We start from the raw sequence: 26,182 nt of genomic DNA on the forward strand, positions 1-26,182 counted from the left end.
CTGCCTGCAATTTGGTATTGATCAGCACTGCGTTAATACTATAAAAGTGCTCAGCTACGAATATTTAATAAACCGACTATTGTAATCATAACTATTCTCATTTACACTTTTGAGCATAAATTGAACGGGAGTCGGTATGTACGTTTGTTTGTGTAATGGTGTAAACGATAAAAAAATTCGTCAGGCCGTACGTCAATTTCATCCTCAATCTTTTCAGCAATTGCGAAAGTTCATTCCTGTTGGAAATCAATGCGGTAAGTGCGTCCGTGTCGCCCGCGAGATTATGGAAGATGAATTAACCCGCATGCCGGAATACCAGGAGATCGCCTAAGCGCTCAGGCTTTTCTTTGACATCTATATAGCCCGAACTACGCTTCAATAAGTGGAAGCGGAGGGACTATATAATGAAAGGTGATGTCAAAATCATAAGTTATCTCAATAAATTATTGGGAAATGAGCTTGTCGCGATAAATCAGTACTTTCTTCATGCCAGAATGTTCAAAAACTGGGGCCTGATGCGCCTCAACGATGTTGAATATCATGAGTCCATCGATGAAATGAAACACGCCGATAAATACATCGAGCGCATTTTATTTCTTGAAGGCATCCCCAACCTGCAGGATCTCGGAAGACTGGGCATCGGTGAAGATGTCGAAGAGATGTTGCAATCGGATCTGAGACTGGAACTGGAAGGCGCAAAAGATCTGCGCGAAGCTATCGCTTACGCCGACAGCGTCCACGACTATGTCAGCCGTGATATGCTCATTGAAATCCTCACTGACGAGGAAGGCCATATTGACTGGCTGGAGACCGAACTGGAGCTGATTGGTAAAATTGGGCTGCAAAACTATCTTCAGTCGCAGATCAAAGTGGCTGACTGACCAGCGTTTGCCACTCACACCAAAAACCCGCTGCAGCCAAAAAAGGGCCAAACGGCAGCGGGTTGCTCAATGACCTGCGGGTCCTGGCGAAAATAACCCTCAACACTATTACCCCGCCGGCCAGAAGCGTGGCCATCAGCACCAGCTGCGGCAGTACCCGCCAGCCATGCCATGCGCCGAGCGCCGCCAGTAATTTCACATCACCATAGCCTAACCCTTCATAGCCGCGGATCCCACGGTAGAGCCAGTAGAGGCATGCAAAAGCCAGATAGCCGCCAATAGCGCCCCAGGCGGCAAGCTCGAGGTGCGCCGGGTCGAGACAAAGATAATAAAGCAGCCCGCCCCAGAGCAGGGGACAGGTCAGGCGGTCGGGAAGTACCCCGTCGCGCAGATCGCACCAGCAGAGCGCCAATGATAATCCGCTGTAGAAGAGTAAGAAGGGGAGAGTCATATCTGTGGGGGCTCCTGGCGTGAGGTCGCATGTGCAGAGTGTGATGGAGAAAGGGGGGCGGCGGCAAAGAGCAGAGCCCACTATTGCGAGAGACCATCCACGGTGTTTACCTGTTTTCCATCAGCGACAGTCCCCGCTCGCCGGCGTACGCAAAAATGATTGCCGATTTTCTACGCAGCACTTGCTTCGGGTCTGAATTTGCGTATAATGCGCGGGCCTGCCAAAATTGGCAGGCCGGTTCGATATGAACCCTGGTAGTGCTTTTGGCTATCAAACAATGTTCCCAATTGGGGAACTATGTAAGAACGGTTACACTCTCCCATCAATCGTAATGGGTATGAGGAGTAACCATTTCGTCTATAAATAATTGGAGCTCTGGTCTCATGCAGAACCAAAGAATCCGTATCCGTCTTAAAGCGTTTGATCATCGTCTGATCGATCAATCAACCGCGGAAATCGTCGAGACTGCCAAGCGCACTGGTGCGCAGGTCCGTGGTCCGATCCCGCTGCCGACCCGCAAAGAGCGCTTTACCGTTCTGATTTCTCCGCACGTCAACAAAGATGCGCGCGATCAGTACGAAATCCGCACTCACAAGCGTCTGGTTGACATCGTTGAGCCAACTGAGAAAACCGTTGATGCTCTGATGCGTCTGGATCTGGCTGCCGGTGTAGACGTGCAGATCAGCCTGGGTTAATCAGGTCATCGAGCGATTGAGAGGTTGAAACAATGATTGGTTTAGTCGGTAAAAAAGTGGGCATGACCCGCATCTTCACTGAAGATGGCGTATCTATCCCAGTAACCGTAATCGAAGTTGAAGCAAACCGTGTTGCTCAGGTCAAAGACCTGGCTAACGATGGTTACCGCGCAATTCAGGTTACCACCGGTGCTAAAAAAGCTAACCGTGTAACCAAGCCGGAAGCTGGTCACTTCGCTAAAGCTGGCGTAGAAGCTGGCCGTGGTCTGTGGGAATTCCGTCTTGCTGACGGCGAAGAATTCACCGTAGGTCAGAGCATTAGCGTTGAACTGTTTGCTGACGTTAAAAAAGTTGACGTAACCGGTACCTCTAAAGGTAAAGGTTTTGCTGGTACCGTTAAGCGCTGGAACTTCCGTACCCAGGACGCGACTCACGGTAACTCCTTGTCTCACCGCGTTCCGGGTTCTATCGGTCAGAACCAGACTCCGGGCAAAGTGTTCAAAGGCAAGAAAATGGCAGGTCAGCTGGGTAATGAGCGTGTCACCGTTCAGAGCCTGGACGTAGTACGTGTTGACGCTGAGCGCAACCTGCTGCTGGTTAAAGGTGCTGTCCCGGGTGCAACCGGTAGCGACCTGATCGTTAAACCAGCTGTGAAGGCGTGAGGAGATAGCAATGGAATTAGTATTGAAAGACGCGCAGAGCGCGCTGACTGTTTCCGAAACTACCTTCGGTCGTGATTTCAACGAAGCGCTGGTACACCAGGTTGTTGTTGCTTATGCAGCTGGTGCTCGTCAGGGTACTCGTGCTCAGAAGACTCGTGCTGAAGTAACTGGTTCAGGCAAAAAGCCGTGGCGCCAGAAAGGTACCGGCCGTGCGCGTTCAGGTTCTATCAAGAGCCCGATCTGGCGTTCTGGTGGCGTAACCTTCGCTGCGCGTCCGCAGGACCACAGTCAAAAAGTTAACAAAAAGATGTACCGCGGCGCGCTGAAAAGCATTCTGTCCGAACTGGTACGTCAGGATCGTCTGATCGTTGTCGAGAAGTTCTCTGTTGAAGCGCCTAAAACTAAGCTGCTGGCACAGAAACTGAAAGACATGGCTCTGGAAGATGTGCTGATCATCACCGGTGAGCTGGACGAAAACCTGTTCCTGGCTGCGCGCAACCTGCACAAGGTTGACGTACGCGATGCAACTGGTATCGACCCGGTTAGCCTGATCGCCTTCGACAAAGTCGTAATGACTGCTGATGCTGTTAAGCAAGTTGAGGAGATGCTGGCATGATTCGTGAAGAACGTCTGCTGAAGGTGCTGCGCGCACCGCACGTTTCTGAAAAAGCGTCTGCTGCGATGGAAAAAACAAACACCATCGTTCTCAAAGTTGCTAAAGACGCGACCAAAGCAGAAATCAAAGCTGCTGTGCAGAAACTGTTTGAAGTCGAAGTCGAAGTCGTTAACACCCTGGTCGTTAAAGGGAAAGTTAAACGTCACGGACAGCGTATCGGTCGTCGTAGCGACTGGAAAAAAGCTTACGTCACCCTGAAAGAAGGCCAGAATCTGGACTTCGTTGGCGGCGCTGAGTAAGTCGGAGGAGTAATACAATGGCAGTTGTTAAATGTAAACCGACATCTCCGGGTCGTCGCCACGTTGTTAAAGTGGTTAACCCTGAGCTGCACAAGGGCAAACCTTTTGCTCCGTTGCTGGAAAAAAACAGCAAATCCGGTGGTCGTAACAACAATGGCCGTATCACCACCCGTCATATCGGTGGTGGCCACAAGCAGGCTTACCGTATTGTTGACTTCAAACGCAACAAAGATGGTATCCCGGCAGTTGTTGAGCGTCTTGAGTACGATCCGAACCGTTCCGCGAACATCGCGCTGGTTCTGTACAAAGATGGCGAGCGCCGTTACATCCTGGCCCCTAAAGGCCTGAAAGCTGGCGACCAGATTCAGTCTGGCGTTGATGCTGCAATCAAAGCAGGCAACACCCTGCCGATGCGCAATATCCCGGTTGGTTCTACCGTTCACAACGTAGAAATGAAACCAGGTAAAGGCGGTCAGCTGGCTCGTTCCGCTGGTACTTACGTTCAGATCGTTGCTCGTGACGGTGCTTATGTCACCCTGCGTCTGCGTTCTGGTGAAATGCGTAAAGTCGAAGCAGACTGCCGCGCTACTCTGGGCGAAGTTGGCAATGCTGAGCATATGCTGCGCGTACTGGGTAAAGCAGGTGCTGCACGCTGGCGTGGTGTTCGTCCTACCGTTCGCGGTACTGCGATGAACCCAGTCGACCACCCACATGGTGGTGGTGAAGGTCGTAACTTTGGTAAGCACCCGGTATCCCCGTGGGGCCTGCAGACCAAAGGTAAGAAGACCCGCAGCAACAAGCGTACTGATAAATTCATCGTACGTCGCCGTAGCAAATAATTTTAGAGGATAAGCCATGCCACGTTCTCTCAAGAAAGGTCCTTTTATTGACCTGCACTTGCTGAAGAAGGTAGAGAAAGCGGTGGAAAGCGGAGACAAGAAGCCCCTGCGCACTTGGTCCCGTCGTTCAACGATCTTTCCTAACATGATCGGTTTGACCATCGCTGTCCATAATGGTCGTCAGCACGTTCCAGTTTTTGTTTCCGACGAAATGGTTGGTCACAAACTGGGTGAATTCGCACCGACTCGTACTTATCGCGGCCACGCTGCTGATAAAAAAGCGAAGAAGAAATAAGGTAGGAGGAAGAGATGGAAACTTTAGCTCAACATCGCCATGCTCGTTCTTCTGCTCAGAAGGTTCGCCTTGTCGCTGACCTGATTCGCGGTAAGAAAGTGTCGCAGGCCCTGGATATTCTGACCTACACCAACAAGAAAGCTGCTGTACTGGTCAAGAAGGTACTGGAATCTGCCATTGCTAACGCTGAACACAACGATGGCGCTGACATTGACGATCTGAAAGTTGCGAAAATTTTCGTAGACGAAGGCCCGAGCATGAAGCGCATTATGCCGCGTGCGAAAGGTCGTGCAGATCGCATCCTGAAGCGCACCAGCCACATCACTGTGGTTGTGTCCGATCGCTGAGACTCTGGAGACTAGCAATGGGTCAGAAAGTACATCCTAATGGTATTCGCCTGGGTATTGTCAAACCATGGAACTCTACCTGGTTCGCGAACACCAAAGAATTCGCTGACAACCTGGACAGCGATTTTAAAGTACGTCAGTTCCTGACTAAAGAACTGGCTAAAGCGTCCGTATCTCGTATCGTTATCGAGCGTCCGGCTAAGAGCATCCGTGTGACCATTCACACTGCTCGCCCGGGCATCGTTATCGGTAAGAAAGGTGAAGACGTAGAAAAACTGCGCAAGGTCGTCGCGGATATCGCTGGCGTTCCTGCACAGATCAATATCGCCGAAGTTCGTAAGCCAGAACTGGACGCTAAATTGGTTGCTGACAGCATCACTTCTCAGCTGGAACGTCGCGTTATGTTCCGTCGTGCGATGAAGCGTGCTGTACAGAACGCAATGCGTCTGGGCGCTAAAGGTATTAAAGTTGAAGTTAGCGGCCGTCTGGGCGGCGCGGAAATCGCACGTACCGAATGGTACCGTGAAGGTCGCGTACCGCTGCACACTCTGCGTGCTGACATCGACTACAACACCTCTGAAGCGCACACCACTTACGGTGTAATCGGCGTTAAGGTATGGATCTTCAAAGGCGAGATCCTGGGTGGTATGGCTGCTGTTGAACAACCGGAACCGGCTGCTCAACCTAAAAAGCAGCAGCGTAAAGGCCGTAAATAAGGAGCGTCGCTGATGTTACAACCAAAGCGTACAAAATTCCGTAAAGTGCACAAAGGCCGCAACCGTGGTCTGGCGCAGGGTACGGATGTTAGCTTCGGCACTTTCGGTCTGAAAGCTGTTGGCCGTGGTCGTCTGACTGCACGTCAGATCGAAGCAGCACGTCGTGCTATGACCCGTGCAGTTAAGCGTCAAGGTAAGATCTGGATCCGTGTATTCCCGGACAAACCGATCACCGAGAAGCCGCTGGAAGTTCGTATGGGTAAAGGTAAAGGTAACGTGGAGTACTGGGTTGCCTTGATTCAGCCGGGTAAAGTCCTTTATGAAATGGACGGCGTACCGGAAGAGCTGGCCCGTGAAGCCTTCGGCCTGGCAGCAGCGAAACTGCCTATCAAAACCACCTTTGTAACTAAGACGGTGATGTAATGAAAGCAAAAGAGCTGCGTGAAAAAAGCGTTGAAGAGCTGAACGCTGAGCTGCTGAACCTGCTGCGTGAGCAGTTCAACCTGCGTATGCAGGCTGCGAGTGGCCAGCTGCAACAGACTCATCTGCTGAAGCAAGTGCGTCGCGATGTTGCACGCGTTAAGACTTTACTGACTGAGAAGGCGGGTGCGTAATGACCGATAAAATCCGTACTCTGCAAGGTCGCGTAGTTAGCAATAAAATGGAGAAATCCATCGTTGTTGCTATCGAACGTTTTGTGAAACACCCGATCTACGGTAAATTCATCAAGCGTACGACCAAACTGCACGTACATGACGAGAACAACGAATGCGGTATCGGTGACGTGGTCGAAATCCACGAATGCCGTCCGCTGTCCAAGACTAAGTCCTGGACGCTGGTTCGCGTTGTAGAGAAAGCGGTTCTGTAATAGAGCCTGCATTCTCAACGAATAAACGGCTCAGCGATGAGCCGTTTATTTTTTCTACCCATATCCGATTTCCGGTGTTATAATGCCGCGCCCTCGATATGGGGATTTTTAACGGCCCGATTTTGGGTCTCAGTAGTAGTTGACATTAGCGGAGCACTAAAATGATCCAAGAACAGACTATGCTGAACGTCGCCGACAACTCCGGTGCACGTCGCGTAATGTGTATCAAGGTTCTGGGTGGCTCGCACCGTCGCTACGCAGGCGTAGGCGACATCATCAAGATCACCATCAAGGAAGCAATTCCGCGTGGTAAGGTCAAAAAAGGTGATGTGCTGAAGGCGGTAGTGGTGCGCACCAAGAAGGGTGTTCGTCGCCCGGACGGTTCTGTCATTCGCTTCGATGGTAATGCATGCGTTATTCTGAACAATAACAGCGAGCAGCCCATCGGTACGCGTATTTTTGGGCCGGTAACTCGTGAGCTTCGTACCGAGAAGTTCATGAAAATTATCTCTCTGGCACCAGAAGTACTCTAAGGAGCGAATCATGGCAGCGAAAATCCGTCGTGATGACGAAGTTATCGTGTTAACCGGTAAAGATAAAGGTAAACGCGGTAAAGTTAAGAATGTCTTGTCTTCCGGCAAGCTCATTGTTGAAGGTATCAACCTGGTTAAGAAACACCAGAAGCCGGTTCCGGCTCTGAACCAACCAGGCGGCATCGTTGAAAAAGAAGCTGCTATTCAGGTTTCTAACGTTGCAATCTTCAATGCGGCAACCGGCAAGGCTGACCGTGTAGGCTTTAGATTCGAAGACGGCAAAAAAGTCCGTTTCTTCAAGTCTAACAGCGAAACTATCAAGTAATTTGGAGTAGTACGATGGCGAAACTGCATGATTACTACAAAGACGAAGTAGTTAAGAAACTCATGACTGAGTTTAACTACAATTCTGTCATGCAAGTCCCTCGGGTCGAGAAGATCACCCTGAACATGGGTGTTGGTGAAGCGATCGCTGACAAGAAACTGCTGGATAACGCAGCAGCTGACCTGACAGCAATCTCCGGTCAAAAGCCGTTGATCACCAAAGCACGCAAATCAGTTGCAGGCTTCAAAATCCGTCAGGGCTATCCGATCGGCTGTAAAGTAACTCTGCGTGGCGAACGCATGTGGGAGTTCTTTGAGCGCCTGATCACTATTGCTGTACCGCGTATCCGTGACTTCCGTGGCTTGTCCGCCAAGTCTTTCGACGGTCGTGGTAACTACAGCATGGGTGTCCGTGAGCAGATCATCTTCCCAGAAATCGACTACGATAAAGTCGACCGCGTTCGTGGTTTGGATATTACCATTACCACTACTGCGAAATCTGATGAAGAAGGCCGCGCTCTGCTGGCTGCCTTTGACTTCCCGTTCCGCAAGTAAGGTAGGGTTACTTAATGGCTAAGCAATCAATGAAAGCACGCGAAGTAAAGCGCGTGGCTTTAGCTGATAAATTCTTCGCTAAACGCGCTGAACTGAAAGCTATCATCTCTGATGTGAACGCAACCGACGAAGATCGTTGGAATGCTGTTCTCAAGCTGCAGACTCTGCCGCGTGATTCCAGCCCGTCTCGTCAGCGTAACCGCTGCCGTCAAACAGGTCGTCCGCATGGTTTCCTGCGGAAGTTCGGGTTGAGCCGTATCAAGGTCCGTGAAGCCGCCATGCGCGGTGAAATCCCGGGTCTGAAAAAGGCTAGCTGGTAATTGTCACCAATTGAATCACGGGAGTAAAGACAGATGAGCATGCAAGATCCGATCGCGGATATGCTGACCCGTATCCGTAACGGTCAGGCCGCGAATAAAGCTGCGGTCACCATGCCTTCCTCCAAGCTGAAAGTGGCAATTGCCAACGTGCTGAAGGAAGAAGGCTTTATTGAAGATTTTAAAGTTGAAGGCGACATCAAGCCGGAACTGGAACTGACTCTTAAGTATTTCCAGGGTAAAGCTGTTGTAGAAAGCATTCAGCGTGTCAGCCGCCCAGGTCTGCGCATCTACAAACGTAAAGATGAGCTGCCTAAAGTTATGGCGGGTCTGGGTATCGCAGTTATTTCTACCTCTAAAGGTGTTATGACTGATCGTGCAGCGCGCCAGGCTGGTCTTGGTGGCGAAATTATCTGCTACGTAGCCTAATCGGAGGAAAAAATGTCTCGTGTTGCTAAAGCACCGGTCGTTGTTCCTGCCGGCGTTGATGTAAAAATCAACGGTCAGGTTATTACGATCAAAGGTAAGAATGGCGAGCTGACTCGTACTCTCAACGATGCTGTTGAAGTTAAACATGCAGATAATGCACTGACCTTCGGTCCGCGTGATGGTTTCGCAGACGGTTGGGCTCAGGCTGGTACCGCGCGTGCCCTGCTTAACTCAGTAGTTATCGGTGTTACCGAAGGCTTCACTAAAAAGCTTCAGCTGGTTGGTGTAGGTTATCGTGCAGCGGTCAAAGGGGATGTAGTAAACCTGGCTTTAGGTTTCTCTCATCCTGTTGAGCATAAGCTGCCGGCCGGTATCACTGCAGAATGCCCGACTCAAACTGAAATCGTGCTGAAAGGCGCTGATAAGCAGGTGATCGGTCAGGTTGCAGCAGATCTGCGCGCCTACCGTCGTCCTGAGCCTTATAAAGGCAAGGGTGTTCGTTACGCCGACGAAGTCGTGCGTACCAAAGAGGCTAAGAAGAAGTAAGGTAACACTATGGATAAGAAATCTGCTCGTATCCGTCGTGCGACCCGCGCACGCCGCAAGCTCCAGGAGCTGGGTGCAACTCGCCTGGTTGTACATCGTACCCCGCGTCATATTTACGCACAGGTCATTGCACCAAACGGTTCTGAAGTTCTGGTAGCTGCTTCTACTGTAGAAAAAGCTATCGCTGAACAACTGAAGTACACCGGTAACAAAGACGCGGCTGCAGCTGTGGGTAAAGCTGTTGCTGAACGCGCTCTGGAAAAAGGCATCAAAGATGTTTCCTTTGACCGTTCCGGGTTCCAATATCATGGTCGTGTCCAGGCACTGGCAGATGCTGCCCGTGAAGCTGGCCTTCAGTTCTAAGGTAGAGGTGTAAGATGGCTCACATCGAAAAACAAGCTGGCGAACTGCAGGAAAAGCTGATCGCGGTTAACCGCGTATCTAAAACCGTTAAAGGTGGTCGTATTTTCTCCTTCACAGCTCTGACTGTAGTTGGCGACGGTAATGGCCGCGTAGGTTTTGGTTACGGTAAAGCGCGTGAAGTTCCAGCAGCGATCCAGAAAGCGATGGAAAAAGCCCGTCGCAATATGATTAACGTCGCGCTGAACCACGGCACCCTGCAGCACCCGGTTAAAGGTGTTCACACGGGTTCTCGTGTATTCATGCAGCCAGCTTCCGAAGGTACCGGTATCATCGCCGGTGGTGCAATGCGCGCCGTTCTGGAAGTTGCTGGAGTTCATAACGTTCTGGCTAAAGCATATGGTTCCACCAACCCGATCAACGTGGTTCGTGCAACTATTGATGGCCTGGAAAATATGAATTCTCCAGAAATGGTCGCTGCCAAGCGTGGTAAATCCGTTGAAGAAATTCTGGGGAAATAAACCATGGCAAAGACTATTAAAATTACTCAAACCCGCAGTGCAATCGGTCGTCTGCCGAAACACAAGGCAACGCTGCTTGGCCTGGGTCTGCGTCGTATTGGTCACACCGTAGAACGCGAGGATACTCCTGCCGTTCGTGGTATGGTCAACGCGGTTTCCTTTATGGTTAAAGTTGAGGAGTAAGAGATGCGTTTAAATACTCTGTCTCCGGCCGAAGGCTCCAAAAAGGCGGGTAAACGCCTGGGTCGTGGTATCGGTTCTGGCCTCGGTAAAACCGGTGGTCGTGGTCACAAAGGTCAGAACTCTCGTTCTGGCGGTGGCGTACGTCGCGGTTTCGAAGGTGGTCAGATGCCTCTGTACCGTCGTCTGCCGAAATTCGGCTTCACTTCTCGTAAAGCTATGATCACTGCAGAAGTTCGTCTGTCTGATCTGGCCCACGTAGAAGGCGATGTAGTCGACCTGAACACGCTGAAAGCAGCTAACATTATCGGTATTCAGATTGAGTTCGCGAAAGTGATCCTTTCTGGCGAGGTAGCTCGTCCGGTAACTGTTCGTGGCCTGCGCGTGACTAAAGGTGCTCGTGCTGCTATCGAAGCTGCTGGCGGTAAAATTGAGGAATAAGTAGCAGATGGCTAAGCAACCGGGATTAGATTTTCAAAGTGCCAAAGGTGGACTTGGCGAACTGAAACGCAGACTTCTGTTTGTTATCGGTGCGCTGATTGTGTTCCGTATTGGTTCTTTTATTCCGATCCCTGGTATTGATGCCGCTGTACTTGCCAAACTGCTTGAGCAACAGCGAGGCACCATCATTGAAATGTTCAACATGTTCTCTGGTGGTGCTCTCAGCCGTGCTTCTATCTTTGCTTTGGGTATCATGCCGTATATTTCGGCATCGATCATAGTCCAGCTGCTGACGGTTGTTTATCAGCCGTTAGCAGAGCTGAAGAAAGAAGGGGAGTCTGGTCGTCGTAAGATCAGCCAGTACACCCGCTACGGTACTCTGGTGCTGGCGATATTCCAGTCGATCGGTATTGCTACCGGTCTGCCGAATATGCCTGGTATGCAGGGCCTGGTGATGAATCCAGGCTTTGCATTCTATTTCACCGCTGTTGTAAGTCTGGTCACAGGAACCATGTTCCTGATGTGGCTCGGCGAACAGATTACTGAACGTGGTATCGGTAACGGTATCTCGATCATTATCTTCGCTGGTATCGTTGCGGGTCTCCCGCCAGCCATCGCCCACACTATCGAGCAAGCGCGTCAAGGCGACCTGCACTTCCTCCTGTTGCTGTTGGTTGCAGTATTAGTATTTGCCGTGACTTTCTTTGTTGTATTCGTTGAACGTGGTCAACGCCGCATTGTGGTGAACTACGCTAAGCGTCAACAGGGTCGTCGCGTCTATGCTGCACAGAGCACACATTTACCGCTGAAAGTGAATATGGCAGGGGTCATCCCGGCAATCTTCGCTTCCAGTATTATTCTGTTCCCAGCGACCATCGCGTCATGGTTCGGGGGCGGTACCGGTTGGAACTGGCTGACAACAATTTCGCTGTATTTGCAGCCTGGGCAACCGCTTTATGTGTTACTCTATGCGTCTGCAATCATCTTCTTCTGTTTCTTCTATACGGCGTTGGTTTTCAACCCACGTGAAACAGCAGATAACCTGAAGAAGTCCGGTGCATTTGTACCAGGAATTCGTCCGGGAGAGCAAACGGCGAAGTATATCGATAAAGTAATGACTCGCCTGACTTTGGTTGGTGCGTTATACATTACCTTTATCTGCCTGATCCCGGAGTTCATGCGTGATGCAATGAAAGTGCCGTTCTACTTTGGTGGAACCTCGCTGCTTATTGTTGTCGTTGTGATTATGGACTTTATGGCTCAAGTGCAAACTCTGATGATGTCAAGTCAGTACGAGTCTGCATTGAAGAAGGCGAACCTGAAAGGCTACGGCCGATAATTGGTCGCCCGAGAAGTTACGGAGAGTAAAAATGAAAGTTCGTGCTTCCGTCAAGAAATTATGCCGTAACTGCAAAATCGTTAAGCGTGATGGCGTCATCCGCGTGATTTGCAGTGCCGAGCCAAAGCATAAACAGCGCCAAGGCTGATTTTTTCGCATATTTTTCTTGCAAAGTTGGATTGAGCTGGCTAGATTAGCCAGCCAATCTTTTGTATGTCTGTACGTTTCCATTTGAGTATCCTGAAAACGGGCTTTTCAGCATGGTGCGTACATATTAAATAGTAGGAGTGCATAGTGGCCCGTATAGCAGGCATTAACATTCCTGATCAGAAACATACCGTAATCGCGTTAACTGCTATTTTCGGTATCGGCAAGACCCGTTCTAAAGCCATCTGTGCTGACACGGGTATCGCTGAAAATGTTAAGATCAGTGAGCTGTCTGAAGAACAAATTGAATCCCTGCGTGAAGCAGTAGGTAAATTTGTCGTTGAAGGTGATCTGCGCCGTGAAATCACCCTGAGCATCAAGCGTCTGATGGACCTTGGTTGCTATCGTGGTTTACGCCATCGTCGTGGTCTTCCGGTTCGCGGTCAGCGTACTAAGACCAACGCACGTACCCGTAAGGGTCCGCGTAAACCGATCAAGAAATAATCGGGGTGATTGAATAATGGCAAAGGCACCAGTTCGTGCACGTAAGCGTGTAAGAAAACAAGTCTCTGATGGCGTGGCTCATGTCCATGCTTCTTTTAACAACACCATCGTTACCATTACCGATCGTCAGGGTAACGCACTGGGTTGGGCAACAGCCGGTGGTTCCGGTTTCCGTGGTTCTCGCAAATCCACTCCGTTCGCAGCTCAGGTTGCAGCAGAGCGTTGCGCTGAAGCCGTAAAAGAATACGGCATCAAGAATCTGGAAGTTATGGTCAAAGGTCCGGGTCCGGGTCGCGAATCTACCATTCGTGCACTGAACGCCGCTGGTTTCCGCATCACTAATATTACTGATGTGACTCCGATCCCTCATAACGGTTGTCGTCCGCCGAAAAAACGTCGCGTATAACGCGTTCGTTTCTAGGATTGTTGGAGAAAGAAAATGGCAAGATATTTGGGTCCTAAGCTCAAGCTGAGCCGTCGTGAGGGCACAGACCTGTTCCTTAAGTCTGGCGTTCGCGCGATCGATACCAAGTGTAAAATTGAACAAGCTCCTGGCCAGCACGGTGCGCGTAAGCCGCGTCTGTCTGACTATGGTGTGCAGTTGCGTGAAAAGCAAAAAGTTCGCCGTATGTACGGTGTGCTGGAGCGTCAGTTCCGTAACTACTATAAAGAAGCAGCTCGTCTGAAAGGCAACACCGGTGAAAACCTGTTGGCTCTGCTGGAAGGCCGTCTGGACAACGTTGTATACCGTATGGGCTTCGGCGCGACTCGTGCTGAATCACGTCAGCTGGTTAGCCACAAAGCTATCATGGTAAACGGTCGTGTTGTTAACATTGCTTCTTATCAGGTTAAAGCGAACGACGTTGTTAGCATTCGTGAGAAAGCGAAAAAGCAATCTCGCGTGAAAGCCGCTCTGGAGCTGGCTGAGCAGCGTGAAAAGCCAACCTGGCTGGAAGTTGATGCTGGCAAGATGGAAGGTACGTTCAAGCGTCAGCCGGAACGTTCTGATCTGTCTGCGGACATTAACGAACACCTGATCGTCGAGCTTTACTCCAAGTAAAGCTTAGTACCAAAGAGAGGACACAATGCAGGGTTCTGTGACAGAGTTTCTAAAACCGCGCCTGGTCGATATCGAGCAAGTGAGTTCGACGCACGCCAAGGTGACCCTTGAGCCTTTAGAGCGTGGCTTTGGCCATACTCTGGGTAACGCACTGCGCCGTATTCTGCTCTCATCGATGCCGGGTTGCGCGGTGACCGAGGTTGAGATTGATGGTGTACTGCACGAGTACAGCACCAAAGAAGGCGTTCAGGAAGATATCCTTGAAATCCTGCTCAACCTGAAAGGGCTTGCGGTGAGAGTTCAGGGTAAAGATGAAGTTATCCTTACTTTGAATAAATCTGGCATTGGCCCTGTGACCGCAGCCGACATTACCCATGACGGTGATGTCGAAATCGTCAAGCCGCAACATGTGATCTGCCACCTGACCGATGAGAACGCTGCGATTAGCATGCGTATCAAAGTTCAGCGCGGTCGCGGTTATGTGCCGGCTTCTGCCCGAATTCATTCGGAAGAAGATGAGCGCCCAATCGGCCGTCTGCTGGTCGACGCATGCTACAGCCCGGTAGAGCGTATTGCCTACAATGTTGAAGCAGCGCGTGTAGAACAGCGTACCGACCTGGACAAGCTGGTCATCGAAATGGAAACCAACGGCACAATCGATCCTGAAGAGGCGATTCGTCGTGCGGCTACCATCCTGGCAGAACAACTGGAAGCTTTCGTTGACTTACGTGATGTACGTCAGCCGGAAGTGAAAGAAGAGAAACCAGAATTCGATCCGATCCTGCTGCGCCCTGTTGACGATCTCGAATTGACTGTCCGCTCTGCTAACTGCCTCAAGGCAGAAGCTATCCACTATATCGGTGATCTGGTACAGCGTACCGAGGTTGAGTTGCTGAAAACGCCGAACCTGGGTAAAAAATCTCTTACTGAGATTAAAGACGTGCTGGCTTCACGTGGTCTGTCTCTGGGCATGCGCCTGGAAAACTGGCCACCGGCAAGCATTGCTGACGAGTAACCGGATCACAGGTTAAGGTTTTACTGAGAAGGATAAGGTCATGCGCCATCGTAAGAGTGGTCGTCAACTGAACCGCAACAGCAGCCATCGCCAGGCTATGTTCCGTAACATGGCTGGTTCGCTGGTTCGTCATGAAATCATCAAGACGACCCTGCCGAAAGCGAAAGAACTGCGTCGCGTAGTTGAGCCGCTGATTACTCTTGCCAAGACTGATAGCGTAGCTAATCGTCGTCTGGCATTCGCCCGTACTCGTGATAACGAGATCGTGGCAAAACTGTTTAACGAGCTGGGCCCGCGTTTCGCGAGCCGCGCCGGTGGTTACACTCGCATTCTGAAGTGTGGCTTCCGTGCAGGCGACAACGCGCCGATGGCATACATCGAGCTGGTTGATCGTGCTGAGCTGAAAGCAGAAGCTGCTGCAGAGTAATCTGTAGTAACGTAAAAAAACCCGCCTCGGCGGGTTTTTTTATATCCTCGTTATCCCTGCTTCACTACAATATCTGTATTCTTTTTGTTCATTCCCGGAGGCGTATTATGTGGTTACTGGATCAGTGGGCAGAACGCCATATCCTTGATGCCCAAAGCAAAGGCGATTTCGACGATCTTCCTGGCCGCGGCGAACCGCTAACGTTGGATGACGACCTCAATATACCGCCTGAATTACGCGCCGGCTATCGGTTGCTCAAAAACGCCGGCTGTTTACCTCCCGAACTTGAGCAGCGTAAAGAAGCGGTGGCGCTGGTTGATTTACTTAAAGCCGTGCGTCCAGATGACCCACAATACGCCGAACTTAGCCGTCGACTTGCCCTGCTTGAGCTCAAGCTGCGTCAGGCCGGACTTAATACCGACTTTCTGCGCGGCGAATATGCCGACAGGCTTCACACTAAGATTGATAAGGAGTAAGCATGTACCGTATTGGTGAACTGGCGAAGCTTGCTGATGTAACGCCTGATACCATCCGCTACTATGAAAAGCAGCAGATGATGGCTCATGACGTGCGTACCGAAGGGGGATTTCGCCTCTATACCGATAACGATCTTCAGCGCCTGCGTTTTATCCGCTATGCCCGGCAGTTGGGCTTTACTCTGGAAGCGATCCGCGAACTGCTTTCGATCCGTGTCGATCCTGAACATCATACCTGCCAGGAATCAAAAGGCATCGTACAGGCGCGGCTGAGTGAAGTTGAAGCGCGGATTAAAGAATTACAGACGATGCGGCGCTCCTTACAAAGACTCAACGATGCATGTTGCGGCAGCGCTCACAGCAGCGTGTATTGCTCTATTCTCGAGGCGCTTGAACAGGGGGCCAGCAGTGGCGCTACAGGGCGTTGATTTTTTCACCGCGCGGATCTACACTCGCGTCGATTTCATTTACTACCAGGAGAAACGATGAGTCGCTATCAGCATACGAAAGGGCAAATAAAAGATAATGCCATCGAAGCACTGTTGCATGACCCGTTATTCAGACAAAGAGTTGAGAAAAATCGGAAGGGGAAAGGAAGCTACCAGCGTAAAGATAAACATGCAGGTCGGAATGACCGGGAGGCCAGTGGCAAAAGAGTGATTCACTTTTTTACCACTGGCTTTCTGCTTTCTGTCGTTTGATTAAGAACGGTTATTCTGTTCTTTCAACAGGTCACGAATCTCACTTAACAGCACTTCTTCTTTCGTCGGCGCCGGCGGCTCAGCTGGGGCCTCCTGCTTTTTACGGTTCAGGTTATTCATCAGTTTGATGGCCATGAAAATGGCAAATGCCACGATCACGAAATCAAAGACGTTCTGAATAAATACCCCGTAGTGCATCACGACAGCCGGGACATCGCCCTGGGCATCGCGTAAGGTGAAGGCGAACGATTTAAAATCAATTCCGCCAATGAGCAGACCAAGCGGCGGCATAATAATATCGGCAACTAAAGACGATACAATTTTACCGAAAGCCGCACCAATGATGACACCCACTGCCAAATCAACAACATTCCCGCGCATCGCGAAGTCGCGAAACTCTTTTAAAATACTCATTCTACTCTCCTTGAACCAGCTGACAGGATAAGTTTATCAAATGTATTTCTATTTTCCATTGCTGTTGAATAATTGCTAAAAAATATTATCCATTGATAAATAAAGGGTAATGAAAATGGGCGCCATATAGGCGCCCGAAAGCAATTACAGGAAGAAAGGACTCGGCTGGAAAAGACGTTCGACGTCGGATATAAATTTTTTGTCGGTCAAAAACATAATGACATGATCGCCCTGTTCGATACGCAGATTATTATTGGCGATCATCACATCATTGCCACGCACGACGGCGCCAATGATCGTCCCAGGTGGCAGCTTGATCTCATCGATCGAGCGGCCCACTACCCTCGAGGTACTCTCATCGCCGTGGGCAACCGCTTCGATGGCCTCCGCTACCCCGCGGCGCAGGGAAGAGACGCCAACAATATCGGCTTTACGCACATGGCTGAGCAGCGCAGAAATGGTGGCTTGCTGAGGCGAGATCGCAATATCAATAACACTCCCCTGAACCAGATCGACATACGCTTTCCGCTGAATCAACACCATCACTTTTTTGGCGCCCATTCGCTTGGCTAGCATGGCGGACATGATGTTCGCTTCGTCATCGTTAGTGACGGCAATGAACAGATCGACTTGATCGATATGCTCTTCCGCCAGTAACTCCTGATCCGAGGCGTCACCATAAAAGACGATGGTATTTTGCAGTTTCTCGGCCAGCTCAGCGGCACGTTGTTGATCGCGCTCGATAAGCTTAACGCTGTAATCCTTCTCCAGCCGATGGGCGAGCCCCGCGCCGATGTTTCCACCGCCAACCAGCATGATGCGTTTATAGGGTTTTTCGAGACGTTGCAGTTCGCTCATTACGGCACGGATGTGCTGCGAGGCGGCAATAAAGAACACTTCGTCCCCGGCTTCAACAATCGTTGAACCCTGCGGGCGAATAGGCCTGTCGTGACGGAAAATAGCGGCTACGCGGGTATCGATATGCGGCATATGCTCGCGCATTGTCGAGAGCGCATTACCGACCAGGGGGCCGCCATAGTAAGCTTTCACGACCGCCAGGCTGACTTTCCCCTCGGCAAAGTTAACCACCTGCAGTGCGCCAGGGTACTCAATAAGCCGGTAGATACTGTCGATAACTAACTGTTCCGGTGCAATCAGATGGTCGATAGGCACCGCTTCTGAATGGAACAGTTTTTCGGCGTCACGTACGTAGTCCGGAGAACGAATGCGGGCGATACGATTAGGCGTATTAAACAGAGAATAGGCGACCTGGCAGGCCACCATATTGGTTTCATCTGAACTGGTTACCGCCACCAGCATATCCGCATCATCGGCACCGGCTTCGCGTAGAACACGGGGATGAGAACCGTGTCCCTGGACCACACGAAGGTCAAATTTATCCTGCAGGCTGCGCAGGCGGTCACCATTGGTGTCGACTAAGGTGATGTCGTTGTTCTCTCCGACGAGGTTTTCCGCGAGAGTTCCGCCTACCTGTCCGGCGCCCAGAATAATAATCTTCATCAGCTGTGATCCATTATTTCCGATGTTTGATCAGCTTAGCGTAAAAGAAGCCATCACCTTCTTCTGCCCCAGGCAAATTTTGCACGCCGGGTTGTTCAGGCGAGCCGGTGGTGCTGAGTTCCGCATCAGGCGTCCGCTTCAGGAAGGCGGCAATCTGCTGGCTGTTTTCTTCCGGGAGGATGGAACAGGTCGCATAGACCAGGGTTCCGCCAGGTTTCAGGTGTGACCATATTGCATCGAGAATCTCCGCCTGTAGCTGGGCCAGTTCAGCGATATCGCGATCGCGTCGTAACCATTTAATATCCGGGTGACGACGGATAACTCCGGTCGCCGAGCAGGGAGCATCGAGCAGAATCCGGTCGAATTGTTCATCCTCGCACCATTGGGCTGGATAGCGGCCATCGCCTTGTTTAACCTGCGCCTTCATGCCGAGGCGTTTCAGATTATCGTAGACGCGGGACAGGCGCTGCTCATCAATATCTACCGCCAGCACGCTCGCCTGCGGTGCGACTTCCAGAATATGCGTCGTTTTGCCCCCGGGGGCGGCACAAAGATCGAGGATTCTCTCTCCGTTTTCCGGTGTCAGATAGCGCATGCAGCCCTGGGCTGACGCATCCTGTACAGTGACCCAGCCCTGGTCGAAACCGGGTAATGCATGAACGGGCGCTGGCGTTGCCAGGCGAACAGCATCGGGATAATCAGGATGGGCAAAACCTTGTAAACCGGCCTCTGCCAGCAGCTTAAGCCACTCATCGCGCGAATGGTGATGACGGTTAACCCGCAGCCACATCGGTGGACGCTGGTTATTAGCTTCCACAATCGCCTGCCATTGCTGTGGCCAGGATTTCTGCAGACGCTTGAGCAGCCATGCCGGATGGAGAAAACGGCTGTCGCTTTGGGCAAATTCAGCCAGCAATGTTTCCTGCTGACGCTGAAACTGACGTAAAACACCGTTGATCAGCCCTTTCAGCTGCGGGCGCTTGATGGCTACCGCGCCTTCCACGGTCTCAGCCAGCGCGGCATGGGGGGGAATGCGGGTGTACAGCAGCTGATAAAATCCCACCATAATCAAATAGTGAATGGTGCGCTGTTTGCCGGCCATCGGGCGAGCCATCAGCTTGTTAACCAGCCATTCCAGTTGGCTAAGAGTACGCAGGACGCCAAAGCAAAGTTCCTGCAGCAGCGCTTTGTCCTTTTCACCCACTTTTTGCTGTAACGGCGGAAGAACGTTGCTGAGTGACTGTCCTTGTTCGACAACCTGCTCAACGGCTTGCGCCGCCAGACTGCGTAAATTAAGATTTTTTTTCATAACCGCAAAAATAAAAATGCCCGGTAAATCCGGGCTTTAGAAGTGACGACCGTCAGGAAAGACGGTTACCGGGGATAAACCACTCCCGACGAGAATTTAGCAGATCCTGAGCGCTCATCGCTTTTTTACCCGCAGGCTGCAGCGATTCCAGGTTCAGAATGCCATTGCCGGTTGCAACCTGGATACCTTGCTTGCCGGCGGCGACAATTGTGCCAGGCTCAGCGCTGCTGGTGTCGGCGATGACGGATGCCTGCCAGACTTTCACCGGTTGTTGATCAATTTCCAGCCAGCTCATTGGCCATGGGTTGAACGCCCGGATGCAGCGCTCAAGCTGTGCTGCGGAAAGTGACCAGTCGAGACGGGCTTCTTCTTTACTGAGCTTCTCAGCATAAGTGGCTAAGGCTTCATCCTGGACTTCAGGCTGAGCGACCCCGCTTGCTACCTGGGCCAGGGTTTCCAGCAACCCTTGTGGGCCGAGAGCGGCCAGTTTGTCATACAGACTGGCGCTGGTATCTTCCGAAGTGATGGGGCAGGAGAGTTTATACAGCATATCACCGGTATCCAGACCGACATCCATCTGCATGATGGTGACGCCGGTTTCGGCATCACCCGCCCAGAGTGAACGCTGAATCGGCGCAGCACCACGCCAGCGGGGCAACAAAGAACCGTGGACGTTGATGCAACCCTGACGCGGCATATCGAGAACCGCCTCTGGCAGAATGAGCCCATAGGCCACGACGACCATGACATCGGCATTAAGCGAGGCAACCAGCTGCTGGTTTTCCTGCGGGCGCAAAGATGCGGGCTGGAATACCGGCAAATTATGAGCTTCTGCGAGGACTTTGACCGGGCTGGGCATCAGCTTTTTGCCGCGACCGGCAGGGCGATCGGGCTGAGTAAACACGCCAACCACCTGGTGCTCGGACGACAACAGCGCATCAAGATGACGCGCTGCAAAATCGGGGGTTCCCGCAAAGATAATACGTAGTGATTGTGGCACGTTAGTCCTTGTCCTCAGGCACGCGTACGCAAACGATCCAGTTTTTCAACTTTCTGGCGAATACGCTGTTGTTTCAGCGGCGACAGATAATCGATAAATAGTTTGCCTACCAGGTGATCCATTTCATGCTGGATGCAGATAGCCAGAAGGCCATCAGCTGCCAGCTCAAAGGACTGTCCTTCACGATTCAATGCGCGAATCTTCACGGTTTCAGCACGCGGCACCAGCGCACGCTGTTCCGGAATGGATAAGCAGCCCTCTTCAATGCCCGTCTCACCGTCTTTTTCCAACAGTTCCGGGTTAATTAATACCAGCTGCTGTTCACGGTTTTCGGAAACATCGATGACGATAATGCGCTGATGGATATCCACCTGCGTTGCAGCCAGACCAATACCTTCTTCGGCGTACATCGTCTCGAACATATCATCGACGATACGCTGAATTTCCGCATTCACTTCTTTAACCGGTTCAGCGACTTTGCGAAGGCGCTCGTCCGGGATATGTAACACTTGCAAAACTGCCATAAAGATCCAGAGTCGTATTCAGGAGTTGATAAGATTATTACCTCTATTCTAGACAAAACCCCCTGCAATTGACAGTCTCGCTGTCCAATCGCAAAGATTGTCAAAGCCGCTTATGGCAGGGGGATAAGGATGACGCCCACAGAGATTTGGCTGCGCCTGATGATGGTGAATAACCTGTACGGCGACAATATGGTGATGGCTGCCCGGCGGATGTGTACAGCCCCTGCGCTTGATAGTGAAATGTTGCGTACCTGCGGGCTGAGTGTGGCGCAGGCGACGCAATTTCTGAGCTGCAGCCAACATGATATCGATTCGACATTAGTGTGGCTGGAGCAGCCTGAACACCATCTGCTGCTGGCGGATGACTCCCGCTATCCCCCGCAGCTGCGCGCGATTAGCGATTATCCTGGCGCGCTGCTGGTTCGCGGGGATTTGGCTGTTCTGAGCAGTGTGCAGCTGGCTATTGTCGGCAGCCGTTCACATTCCTGGTATGGGGCACATTGGGGTAAACAGTTCAGCGCCATCCTGGCACATCACGGTATAACAATTACCAGCGGTCTGGCGATCGGTATTGATGGCGTCGCTCACCGGGGGGCGCTTGAGGCAAACGGGAAAACCGTTGCCGTGCTCGGGAATGGACTGGGCTCGGTTTATCCGCGTCGCCATACCGCATTAGCACAACAGATCGTGGAGAGCGGAGGCGCATTGCTTTCTGAGTTCCCTCTGGCCGCCTCTCCTCTGCCGGGGAACTTCCCGCGTCGTAACCGGATCATCAGCGGGCTCAGCATGGGGGTGCTGGTGATCGAGGCGGCGTTGAAAAGCGGCTCGCTGGTGACCGTACGCTGCGCATTGGATCAAGGACGAGACGTTTTTGCACTGCCTGGACCCGTGGGGAGTCCTGGTTCCGAGGGGCCACATTGGTTAATGAAGCAAGGCGCCATTCCCGTCACTTCCGCGGAAGATATCGTTGAATATTGTCAGCAGGTGCTGAGATGGCTCCCGGATGTGCCTGACAACAGAAATAATTGCATGGATCAGCCTCCTGTAGCATTGCCATTTCCAGAGCTCCTGGCTAACGTAGGAGATGAGGTAACACCTGTTGACGTTGTCGCTGAACGTGCCGGCCAATCTGTGCCAGTGACCGTAGCTCAGCTACTTGAACTGGAGTTAGCAGGCTGGATCGCAGCTGTACCCGGCGGCTATGTCCGATTAAGGAGGGCAAGCCATGTTCGACGTACTGATGTATTTGTTTGAGACTTACATCCAAAACGAAGCAGAAATGCGTGTGGATCAGGATCGACTGACCCGGGATCTGACCGATGCAGGATTCGATCGGGAAGATATCTATAATGCGCTGATGTGGCTCGAGAAACTGGCTGATTATCAGGAAGGTCTCGTCGCACCCATGCAGCTTGCTTCTGACCCGCTCTCTTTGCGGATTTACACCGAAGAAGAGTGCCTGCGTCTGGATGCCAGTTGCCGAGGATTTTTGCTATTCCTCGAGCAAATTCAGGTGTTGAACCTCGAAACGCGAGAAATGGTGATTGAGCGCGTGCTGGCGCTGGATACAGCAGAATTCGATCTGGAGGACCTGAAATGGGTGATCCTGATGGTACTGTTTAATATTCCAGGCTGCGAAAATGCCTATCAGCAAATGGAAGAATTACTCTTCGAAGTAAATGAAGGTATGCTGCATTAATCTTATTGCAGCAACATCGAGTTGTTATGACCAAATCAGCACTGTTTTCGGTGCGTAAAAACGAGCCCTGCCCGCAGTGCGGGGCTGAACTGGTAATCCGCTCCGGGAAACACGGGCCGTTTCTCGGCTGCTCCCACTATCCGGACTGTGACTATGTCCGTCCTCTGAAAAGTCAGGCGGACGGACATATCGTAAAAGTGCTGGAGGGGCAAGAGTGCCCGTCCTGCGGCGCTGTAATGGTGCTACGCCAGGGGCGCTTTGGTATGTTCATTGGCTGTAGCCGTTATCCGGAATGTGAACATACTGAAACTATTGATAAGCCCGATGAAACGGCGATTGCGTGTCCGCAGTGTGGCCAGGGGCAGCTGGTCCAGCGCCGTTCCCGTTTCGGAAAAACCTTTCATTCCTGCGATCGTTACCCCGATTGCCAGTTCGTTATCAACTTCACACCGGTAGCGGGTGAATGCCCGGAATGCCATTATCCGCTATTAATCGAAAAGAAAACGGCGCAGGGCGTCAGACGCTTCTGTGCCAGTAAACAATGTGGAAAGCCGATCCCGGCGGAACAAATCAGTGAATAATAACCTGCACTCAGAAACCGTCGCCCATGCCGTGGCGGTTTTGCATAATGAACATGTCATCGCCTATCCGACGGAAGCCGTTTTTGGCGTTGGCTGCGATCCTGACAGCGAAACGGCGGTTATGCGCCTGCTTGAGCTCAAACAGCGCCCCGTTGATAAGGGACTGATTCTGATCGCCGCCAGCTTTGAACAGCTGACACCCTATATTGATGATTCGCAGCTCAGCGATGAACAACGAGCCGTAATTTTCTCCTGCTGGCCGGGGCCGGTGACCTTTGTCTTCCCGGCTCGCGCCACGACGCCGCGCTGGTTGACCGGGCGCTTTGACTCCCTGGCGGTTCGCGTGAGCGATCATCCGCTGGTGGTTGAACTGTGCAAGGCCTATGGTAAACCGCTGGTCTCAACCAGCGCGAATCTGTCCGGCCAGCCACCTTGCCGTACTACTGCCGAAGTGCAGGCTCAGTTCGGCGCCGGTTTCCCGGTGGTCGATGGTGCAACGGGCGGTCGTCAAAACCCGTCTGAAATTCGCGATGCCCTGACGGGCGAACTCTTTCGCCAGGGATAAGTTATGGAAACCTACGCAGTCTTCGGAAACCCGATCGCCCACAGTAAGTCCCCCGCTATTCACCAGCACTTTGCGCAGCAGTTGCAAATTACACACCCGTATGGGCGCATACTGGCACCGCTGGATGAATTTACCAGTACGCTGAATACTTTCTTTGCTGAAGGGGGAAAGGGGGCCAACGTTACCGTCCCGTTCAAGGAAGAGGCGTTTTCCCGCGCGGATGAACTGACCGAACGAGCGGCGTTGGCGGGGGCGGTCAATACTCTCAAGCGGCTGGAAGACGGGCGTTTGCTGGGGGACAATACCGATGGTATTGGGCTACTGAGCGATCTGGAGCGGCTTGGTTTTATTAAACCGGGTTGCCGGGTATTGCTTATTGGCGCCGGTGGCGCATCGCGCGGCGTGTTGCTGCCGCTTTTATCGCTGGATTGCGCGGTCACTATCGTCAACCGCACCAGCTCCCGTGCGCATCAGCTGGCAACGCTGTTTGCCCATACCGGTAGCGTTTGTGCCGTGGAAATGGCGTCGCTGGCCGGGCTCGAGTTCGATCTCATTATTAATGCGACCTCCAGCGGTATTGGTGGTGAAGTGCCGGCCATCCCGTCCCCTTTAATCGGCCCGCATGTCTATTGCTATGACATGTTTTATCAGAAGGGCAATACGCCGTTTTTGAGCTGGTGCCAGGAGCACGGAGCTAAAATGTGTGCTGATGGGTTAGGGATGCTGGTGGCCCAGGCTGCCCACGCGGTGCTGCTGTGGCATGGCGTTCTGCCGGATATTGCGCCGGTGATTCATGCGTTGCACAAGGAACTGAATACGTGAATCAGGCCATTCAGTTTCCTGACCGTGAAGAGTGGGATGCCGGGCGGCAATGCGTCACCTTCCCGGTGCTGGTTAATGGTATGCAACTCACCTGCGCTATCAAAGGTGAAATATTAGGCCAGCGCTTTGGGGGGGAAGATCCCACGCAGTGGCTGGCCGTGTTTCGCGAGCATCGCTGGGATCTGGAAGAAGAGGCTGACGAATTGATCCGCGAGCAGCAGGAGGACGATCAAGGCTGGGTTTGGTTCTCCTGAGCCAGATAATCGTTTTTCCATTGCACATAGTTGTTTGCTGAATAGAGCAGTCCCGCCCGCTCCGCTTCCGTCAGGGGGCGGATTTGCTTAACCGGGTTGCCAAAATAGAGATAGCCGCTTTCCAGCCGCTTGTTCTGCGGTACAAGGCTGCCGGCGCCAATCATGACATCATCTTCTACCACTACGCCATCCAGCAAAATGGAACCCATCCCTACCAGCACCCGATCGCCGATAGTGCAGCCATGCAGCATCACCTTATGACCGACGGTGACATCGTTGCCAACGATCAGTGGATTGCCTTGCGGGTTATAAGCAGATTTATGCGTAACGTGCAGAACGCTACCGTCCTGAATATTGGTACGGGCACCGATTTCCACATAGTTAACATCGCCGCGAATGGCGACCAGTGGCCAGATACTGACATCATCAGCCATTCTGACATCGCCGATTGCCACGCTGGTGGCATCGATCATCACCCGCAGGCCTGTTTGTGGGAATAAATCTTTATAAGGACGTAAATTGGCGGACATGATTACCTCAATAAACCGGAGTTGTACGAAGACTTTGGTGGCTTTTTCCGCCATCTGCAACCCTTTATTGTGGTGAAAATTGAGCAAACTGGACAATAACGCGACGAAAAGGGTGAAAAACCATCACTTGAAAAAAAAGATCGATAAAAGGCTTGTGCAAAAAACTGGGATCCCTATAATGCGCTCCCACTGACACGGCACATGTGAACGAGTTCACAGAGTAAGCCGGGTCGGCAGAGAAAAAATCCTGAAATTCAGGGTTGACTCTGCAAGAGGAAAGCGTAATATACGCCACCTCGCGACAGAGCGCTAAAGCGCGTCGCAACTGCTCTTTAACAATTTATCAGACAATCTGTGTGGGCACTCAAAGTGACATGGATTCTTAACGTCTTCGGACGAAAAATGAATACCAAGTCTCT

General features: G+C 51.8%; 46 protein-coding genes. 39 read left to right on the top strand and 7 right to left on the bottom strand.

Translation table 11 applies throughout. From position 1 onward, the window contains the following. Nucleotides 1–136: 136 nt before the first annotated feature. Both bfd and bfr read left to right on the top strand, forming a co-directional pair. A complete protein-coding gene (bfd, locus tag EDF73_RS24845) occupies nt 137–331 on the top strand; it encodes a bacterioferritin-associated ferredoxin (protein WP_132731659.1) in 195 nt (64 codons plus the stop codon). 73 nt (nt 332–404) lie between these two features. Next, on the top strand, nt 405–881 hold the full coding sequence (bfr, locus tag EDF73_RS24850) for a bacterioferritin (RefSeq protein ID WP_132731660.1): 477 nt from the start codon (nt 405–407) through the stop codon (nt 879–881). Here bfr and EDF73_RS24855 read toward each other — a convergent pair. Then, the gene (locus EDF73_RS24855) at nt 865–1,332 is read right to left on the bottom strand and encodes an A24 family peptidase (protein ID WP_132731661.1); all 468 of its coding nucleotides are present in this window, start codon (nt 1,330–1,332) and stop codon (nt 865–867) included. The genes bfr and EDF73_RS24855 overlap by 17 nt on opposite strands. A 383-nt stretch (nt 1,333–1,715) precedes the next feature. Between EDF73_RS24855 and rpsJ the strand changes: the two genes are divergently transcribed. The 31 genes from rpsJ to EDF73_RS25010 all read left to right on the top strand — a co-directional run bounded on the left by rpsJ (nt 1,716) and on the right by EDF73_RS25010 (nt 16,544). After that, nucleotides 1,716–2,027, top strand: coding sequence for a 30S ribosomal protein S10 (gene rpsJ, locus EDF73_RS24860; protein ID WP_001181005.1), 312 nt, complete (start codon nt 1,716–1,718; stop codon nt 2,025–2,027). A 32-nt stretch (nt 2,028–2,059) separates the two neighbouring features. Then, nucleotides 2,060–2,689, top strand: a complete 630-nt coding sequence (gene rplC, locus EDF73_RS24865) for a 50S ribosomal protein L3 (RefSeq protein ID WP_004868374.1) — start codon at nt 2,060–2,062, stop codon at nt 2,687–2,689. A 10-nt stretch (nt 2,690–2,699) separates the two neighbouring features. Beyond that, nucleotides 2,700–3,305, top strand: a complete 606-nt coding sequence (rplD, locus tag EDF73_RS24870) for a 50S ribosomal protein L4 (RefSeq protein WP_000424395.1) — start codon at nt 2,700–2,702, stop codon at nt 3,303–3,305. Continuing rightward, entirely contained in the window at nt 3,302–3,604 is a 303-nt protein-coding gene (rplW, locus tag EDF73_RS24875) for a 50S ribosomal protein L23 (RefSeq protein WP_004868363.1), read from the top strand. The genes rplD and rplW overlap by 4 nt, the downstream gene beginning before the upstream one ends. A 17-nt stretch (nt 3,605–3,621) precedes the next feature. Beyond that, the gene (gene rplB, locus EDF73_RS24880) at nt 3,622–4,443 is read left to right on the top strand and encodes a 50S ribosomal protein L2 (protein ID WP_002919786.1); all 822 of its coding nucleotides are present in this window, start codon (nt 3,622–3,624) and stop codon (nt 4,441–4,443) included. A gap of 16 nt (nt 4,444–4,459) precedes the next feature. Next, nucleotides 4,460–4,738, top strand: coding sequence for a 30S ribosomal protein S19 (gene rpsS / locus EDF73_RS24885; RefSeq protein WP_001138115.1), 279 nt, complete (start codon nt 4,460–4,462; stop codon nt 4,736–4,738). Nucleotides 4,739–4,752: 14 nt separating this feature from the next. Next, complete coding sequence (gene rplV / locus EDF73_RS24890; protein ID WP_002919773.1) at nt 4,753–5,085, top strand: 50S ribosomal protein L22; 333 nt, start codon at nt 4,753–4,755, stop codon at nt 5,083–5,085. 17 nt (nt 5,086–5,102) lie between these two features. Next, a complete protein-coding gene (gene rpsC, locus EDF73_RS24895; protein ID WP_002919766.1) occupies nt 5,103–5,801 on the top strand; it encodes a 30S ribosomal protein S3 in 699 nt (232 codons plus the stop codon). A 12-nt stretch (nt 5,802–5,813) separates the two neighbouring features. Beyond that, nucleotides 5,814–6,224, top strand: coding sequence for a 50S ribosomal protein L16 (rplP, locus tag EDF73_RS24900; protein ID WP_002919759.1), 411 nt, complete (start codon nt 5,814–5,816; stop codon nt 6,222–6,224). Continuing rightward, nucleotides 6,224–6,415, top strand: coding sequence for a 50S ribosomal protein L29 (gene rpmC, locus EDF73_RS24905; protein WP_004868359.1), 192 nt, complete (start codon nt 6,224–6,226; stop codon nt 6,413–6,415). The genes rplP and rpmC overlap by 1 nt, the downstream gene beginning before the upstream one ends. Further along, a complete protein-coding gene (rpsQ, locus tag EDF73_RS24910) occupies nt 6,415–6,669 on the top strand; it encodes a 30S ribosomal protein S17 (RefSeq protein ID WP_004868357.1) in 255 nt (84 codons plus the stop codon). Before rpmC ends, rpsQ begins: the two co-directional genes overlap by 1 nt. A gap of 161 nt (nt 6,670–6,830) precedes the next feature. Continuing rightward, a complete protein-coding gene (rplN, locus tag EDF73_RS24915; RefSeq protein ID WP_002919748.1) occupies nt 6,831–7,202 on the top strand; it encodes a 50S ribosomal protein L14 in 372 nt (123 codons plus the stop codon). Between the two features lie 10 nt (nt 7,203–7,212). Beyond that, nucleotides 7,213–7,527, top strand: coding sequence for a 50S ribosomal protein L24 (rplX, locus tag EDF73_RS24920; protein WP_004106345.1), 315 nt, complete (start codon nt 7,213–7,215; stop codon nt 7,525–7,527). A gap of 14 nt (nt 7,528–7,541) precedes the next feature. Next, nucleotides 7,542–8,081 carry a 50S ribosomal protein L5 gene (gene rplE, locus EDF73_RS24925; RefSeq protein ID WP_001096202.1) on the top strand — a complete coding sequence of 180 codons (540 nt, stop codon included), beginning with the start codon at nt 7,542–7,544 and terminating at the stop codon, nt 8,079–8,081. 14 nt (nt 8,082–8,095) lie between these two features. Then, nucleotides 8,096–8,401, top strand: a complete 306-nt coding sequence (gene rpsN, locus EDF73_RS24930; RefSeq protein ID WP_002919667.1) for a 30S ribosomal protein S14 — start codon at nt 8,096–8,098, stop codon at nt 8,399–8,401. 33 nt (nt 8,402–8,434) lie between these two features. Next, nucleotides 8,435–8,827 (top strand): 30S ribosomal protein S8, encoded by a 393-nt coding sequence (gene rpsH, locus EDF73_RS24935; protein ID WP_004106343.1) that lies wholly within the window; start codon nt 8,435–8,437, stop codon nt 8,825–8,827. A 12-nt stretch (nt 8,828–8,839) separates the two neighbouring features. After that, complete coding sequence (gene rplF / locus EDF73_RS24940; protein WP_041142965.1) at nt 8,840–9,373, top strand: 50S ribosomal protein L6; 534 nt, start codon at nt 8,840–8,842, stop codon at nt 9,371–9,373. Between the two features lie 9 nt (nt 9,374–9,382). Then, nucleotides 9,383–9,736, top strand: coding sequence for a 50S ribosomal protein L18 (rplR, locus tag EDF73_RS24945; RefSeq protein WP_000358960.1), 354 nt, complete (start codon nt 9,383–9,385; stop codon nt 9,734–9,736). A 14-nt stretch (nt 9,737–9,750) separates the two neighbouring features. Then, nucleotides 9,751–10,254, top strand: coding sequence for a 30S ribosomal protein S5 (rpsE, locus tag EDF73_RS24950; protein ID WP_004106339.1), 504 nt, complete (start codon nt 9,751–9,753; stop codon nt 10,252–10,254). 3 nt (nt 10,255–10,257) lie between these two features. Then, complete coding sequence (gene rpmD / locus EDF73_RS24955) at nt 10,258–10,437, top strand: 50S ribosomal protein L30 (RefSeq protein WP_001140434.1); 180 nt, start codon at nt 10,258–10,260, stop codon at nt 10,435–10,437. Between the two features lie 3 nt (nt 10,438–10,440). Next, entirely contained in the window at nt 10,441–10,875 is a 435-nt protein-coding gene (rplO, locus tag EDF73_RS24960; RefSeq protein ID WP_004868352.1) for a 50S ribosomal protein L15, read from the top strand. A gap of 7 nt (nt 10,876–10,882) precedes the next feature. After that, nucleotides 10,883–12,214: a preprotein translocase subunit SecY gene (gene secY, locus EDF73_RS24965; RefSeq protein ID WP_132731662.1), complete on the top strand. Its 1,332-nt coding sequence runs from the start codon at nt 10,883–10,885 to the stop codon at nt 12,212–12,214. Between the two features lie 31 nt (nt 12,215–12,245). Continuing rightward, entirely contained in the window at nt 12,246–12,362 is a 117-nt protein-coding gene (gene rpmJ / locus EDF73_RS24970; protein WP_000868187.1) for a 50S ribosomal protein L36, read from the top strand. Nucleotides 12,363–12,508: 146 nt separating this feature from the next. Further along, entirely contained in the window at nt 12,509–12,865 is a 357-nt protein-coding gene (rpsM, locus tag EDF73_RS24975; RefSeq protein WP_004868349.1) for a 30S ribosomal protein S13, read from the top strand. Nucleotides 12,866–12,881: 16 nt separating this feature from the next. After that, the gene (gene rpsK / locus EDF73_RS24980; protein WP_004138423.1) at nt 12,882–13,271 is read left to right on the top strand and encodes a 30S ribosomal protein S11; all 390 of its coding nucleotides are present in this window, start codon (nt 12,882–12,884) and stop codon (nt 13,269–13,271) included. Between the two features lie 33 nt (nt 13,272–13,304). Beyond that, nucleotides 13,305–13,925 carry a 30S ribosomal protein S4 gene (gene rpsD / locus EDF73_RS24985; protein WP_004868345.1) on the top strand — a complete coding sequence of 207 codons (621 nt, stop codon included), beginning with the start codon at nt 13,305–13,307 and terminating at the stop codon, nt 13,923–13,925. A 25-nt stretch (nt 13,926–13,950) separates the two neighbouring features. Beyond that, complete coding sequence (gene rpoA, locus EDF73_RS24990; RefSeq protein WP_002919219.1) at nt 13,951–14,940, top strand: DNA-directed RNA polymerase subunit alpha; 990 nt, start codon at nt 13,951–13,953, stop codon at nt 14,938–14,940. Nucleotides 14,941–14,980: 40 nt separating this feature from the next. Next, on the top strand, nt 14,981–15,367 hold the full coding sequence (rplQ, locus tag EDF73_RS24995) for a 50S ribosomal protein L17 (protein ID WP_004868344.1): 387 nt from the start codon (nt 14,981–14,983) through the stop codon (nt 15,365–15,367). Nucleotides 15,368–15,474: 107 nt separating this feature from the next. After that, the gene (locus tag EDF73_RS25000) at nt 15,475–15,843 is read left to right on the top strand and encodes a DUF1992 domain-containing protein (RefSeq protein WP_132731663.1); all 369 of its coding nucleotides are present in this window, start codon (nt 15,475–15,477) and stop codon (nt 15,841–15,843) included. 2 nt (nt 15,844–15,845) lie between these two features. Then, entirely contained in the window at nt 15,846–16,271 is a 426-nt protein-coding gene (gene zntR / locus EDF73_RS25005; protein WP_132731664.1) for a Zn(2+)-responsive transcriptional regulator, read from the top strand. Nucleotides 16,272–16,328: 57 nt separating this feature from the next. Continuing rightward, nucleotides 16,329–16,544: an alternative ribosome-rescue factor A gene (locus EDF73_RS25010; RefSeq protein WP_132731665.1), complete on the top strand. Its 216-nt coding sequence runs from the start codon at nt 16,329–16,331 to the stop codon at nt 16,542–16,544. On the opposite strand, the gene mscL is transcribed toward EDF73_RS25010, so the two are convergent. From mscL to def, 5 genes are all read right to left on the bottom strand, one after another. Continuing rightward, nucleotides 16,545–16,958 carry a large-conductance mechanosensitive channel protein MscL gene (gene mscL, locus EDF73_RS25015; RefSeq protein ID WP_132731666.1) on the bottom strand — a complete coding sequence of 138 codons (414 nt, stop codon included), beginning with the start codon at nt 16,956–16,958 and terminating at the stop codon, nt 16,545–16,547. A 144-nt stretch (nt 16,959–17,102) separates the two neighbouring features. Further along, nucleotides 17,103–18,479: a Trk system potassium transporter TrkA gene (gene trkA, locus EDF73_RS25020; RefSeq protein ID WP_132731667.1), complete on the bottom strand. Its 1,377-nt coding sequence runs from the start codon at nt 18,477–18,479 to the stop codon at nt 17,103–17,105. 13 nt (nt 18,480–18,492) lie between these two features. Continuing rightward, the gene (gene rsmB / locus EDF73_RS25025; protein ID WP_132731668.1) at nt 18,493–19,788 is read right to left on the bottom strand and encodes a 16S rRNA (cytosine(967)-C(5))-methyltransferase RsmB; all 1,296 of its coding nucleotides are present in this window, start codon (nt 19,786–19,788) and stop codon (nt 18,493–18,495) included. A gap of 52 nt (nt 19,789–19,840) precedes the next feature. Further along, nucleotides 19,841–20,788, bottom strand: coding sequence for a methionyl-tRNA formyltransferase (fmt, locus tag EDF73_RS25030; protein WP_132731669.1), 948 nt, complete (start codon nt 20,786–20,788; stop codon nt 19,841–19,843). A 14-nt stretch (nt 20,789–20,802) separates the two neighbouring features. Further along, nucleotides 20,803–21,312 carry a peptide deformylase gene (gene def, locus EDF73_RS25035; protein WP_132731670.1) on the bottom strand — a complete coding sequence of 170 codons (510 nt, stop codon included), beginning with the start codon at nt 21,310–21,312 and terminating at the stop codon, nt 20,803–20,805. 129 nt (nt 21,313–21,441) lie between these two features. On the opposite strand from def, the gene dprA reads away from it, so the two are divergent. Genes dprA through EDF73_RS25065 form a run of 6 tightly spaced genes read left to right on the top strand, consistent with a single transcriptional unit; the run spans nt 21,442 to nt 25,233 of the window. Beyond that, a complete protein-coding gene (dprA, locus tag EDF73_RS25040) occupies nt 21,442–22,566 on the top strand; it encodes a DNA-protecting protein DprA (RefSeq protein ID WP_132731671.1) in 1,125 nt (374 codons plus the stop codon). Beyond that, nucleotides 22,538–23,011 (top strand): DUF494 family protein Smg, encoded by a 474-nt coding sequence (smg, locus tag EDF73_RS25045; RefSeq protein WP_100686337.1) that lies wholly within the window; start codon nt 22,538–22,540, stop codon nt 23,009–23,011. Before dprA ends, smg begins: the two co-directional genes overlap by 29 nt. A 26-nt stretch (nt 23,012–23,037) precedes the next feature. After that, the gene (locus tag EDF73_RS25050) at nt 23,038–23,592 is read left to right on the top strand and encodes a type I DNA topoisomerase (protein ID WP_132731672.1); all 555 of its coding nucleotides are present in this window, start codon (nt 23,038–23,040) and stop codon (nt 23,590–23,592) included. Continuing rightward, the gene (gene tsaC, locus EDF73_RS25055; protein ID WP_132731673.1) at nt 23,585–24,157 is read left to right on the top strand and encodes an L-threonylcarbamoyladenylate synthase type 1 TsaC; all 573 of its coding nucleotides are present in this window, start codon (nt 23,585–23,587) and stop codon (nt 24,155–24,157) included. Before EDF73_RS25050 ends, tsaC begins: the two co-directional genes overlap by 8 nt. Before the next feature lie 3 nt (nt 24,158–24,160). After that, nucleotides 24,161–24,979 carry a shikimate dehydrogenase gene (aroE, locus tag EDF73_RS25060; protein WP_132731674.1) on the top strand — a complete coding sequence of 273 codons (819 nt, stop codon included), beginning with the start codon at nt 24,161–24,163 and terminating at the stop codon, nt 24,977–24,979. Further along, nucleotides 24,976–25,233 (top strand): DUF1488 domain-containing protein, encoded by a 258-nt coding sequence (locus EDF73_RS25065; protein WP_132731675.1) that lies wholly within the window; start codon nt 24,976–24,978, stop codon nt 25,231–25,233. Before aroE ends, EDF73_RS25065 begins: the two co-directional genes overlap by 4 nt. Here EDF73_RS25065 and EDF73_RS25070 read toward each other — a convergent pair. Then, a complete protein-coding gene (locus EDF73_RS25070; RefSeq protein ID WP_132731676.1) occupies nt 25,209–25,763 on the bottom strand; it encodes a gamma carbonic anhydrase family protein in 555 nt (184 codons plus the stop codon). The two genes, EDF73_RS25065 and EDF73_RS25070, sit on opposite strands and share 25 nt — an antisense overlap. Nucleotides 25,764–26,182 lie beyond the last annotated feature (419 nt).

Origin of the sequence: Klebsiella sp. BIGb0138 (genome assembly GCF_004342285.1) — a bacterium.
GTDB lineage: Bacteria > Pseudomonadota > Gammaproteobacteria > Enterobacterales > Enterobacteriaceae > Klebsiella.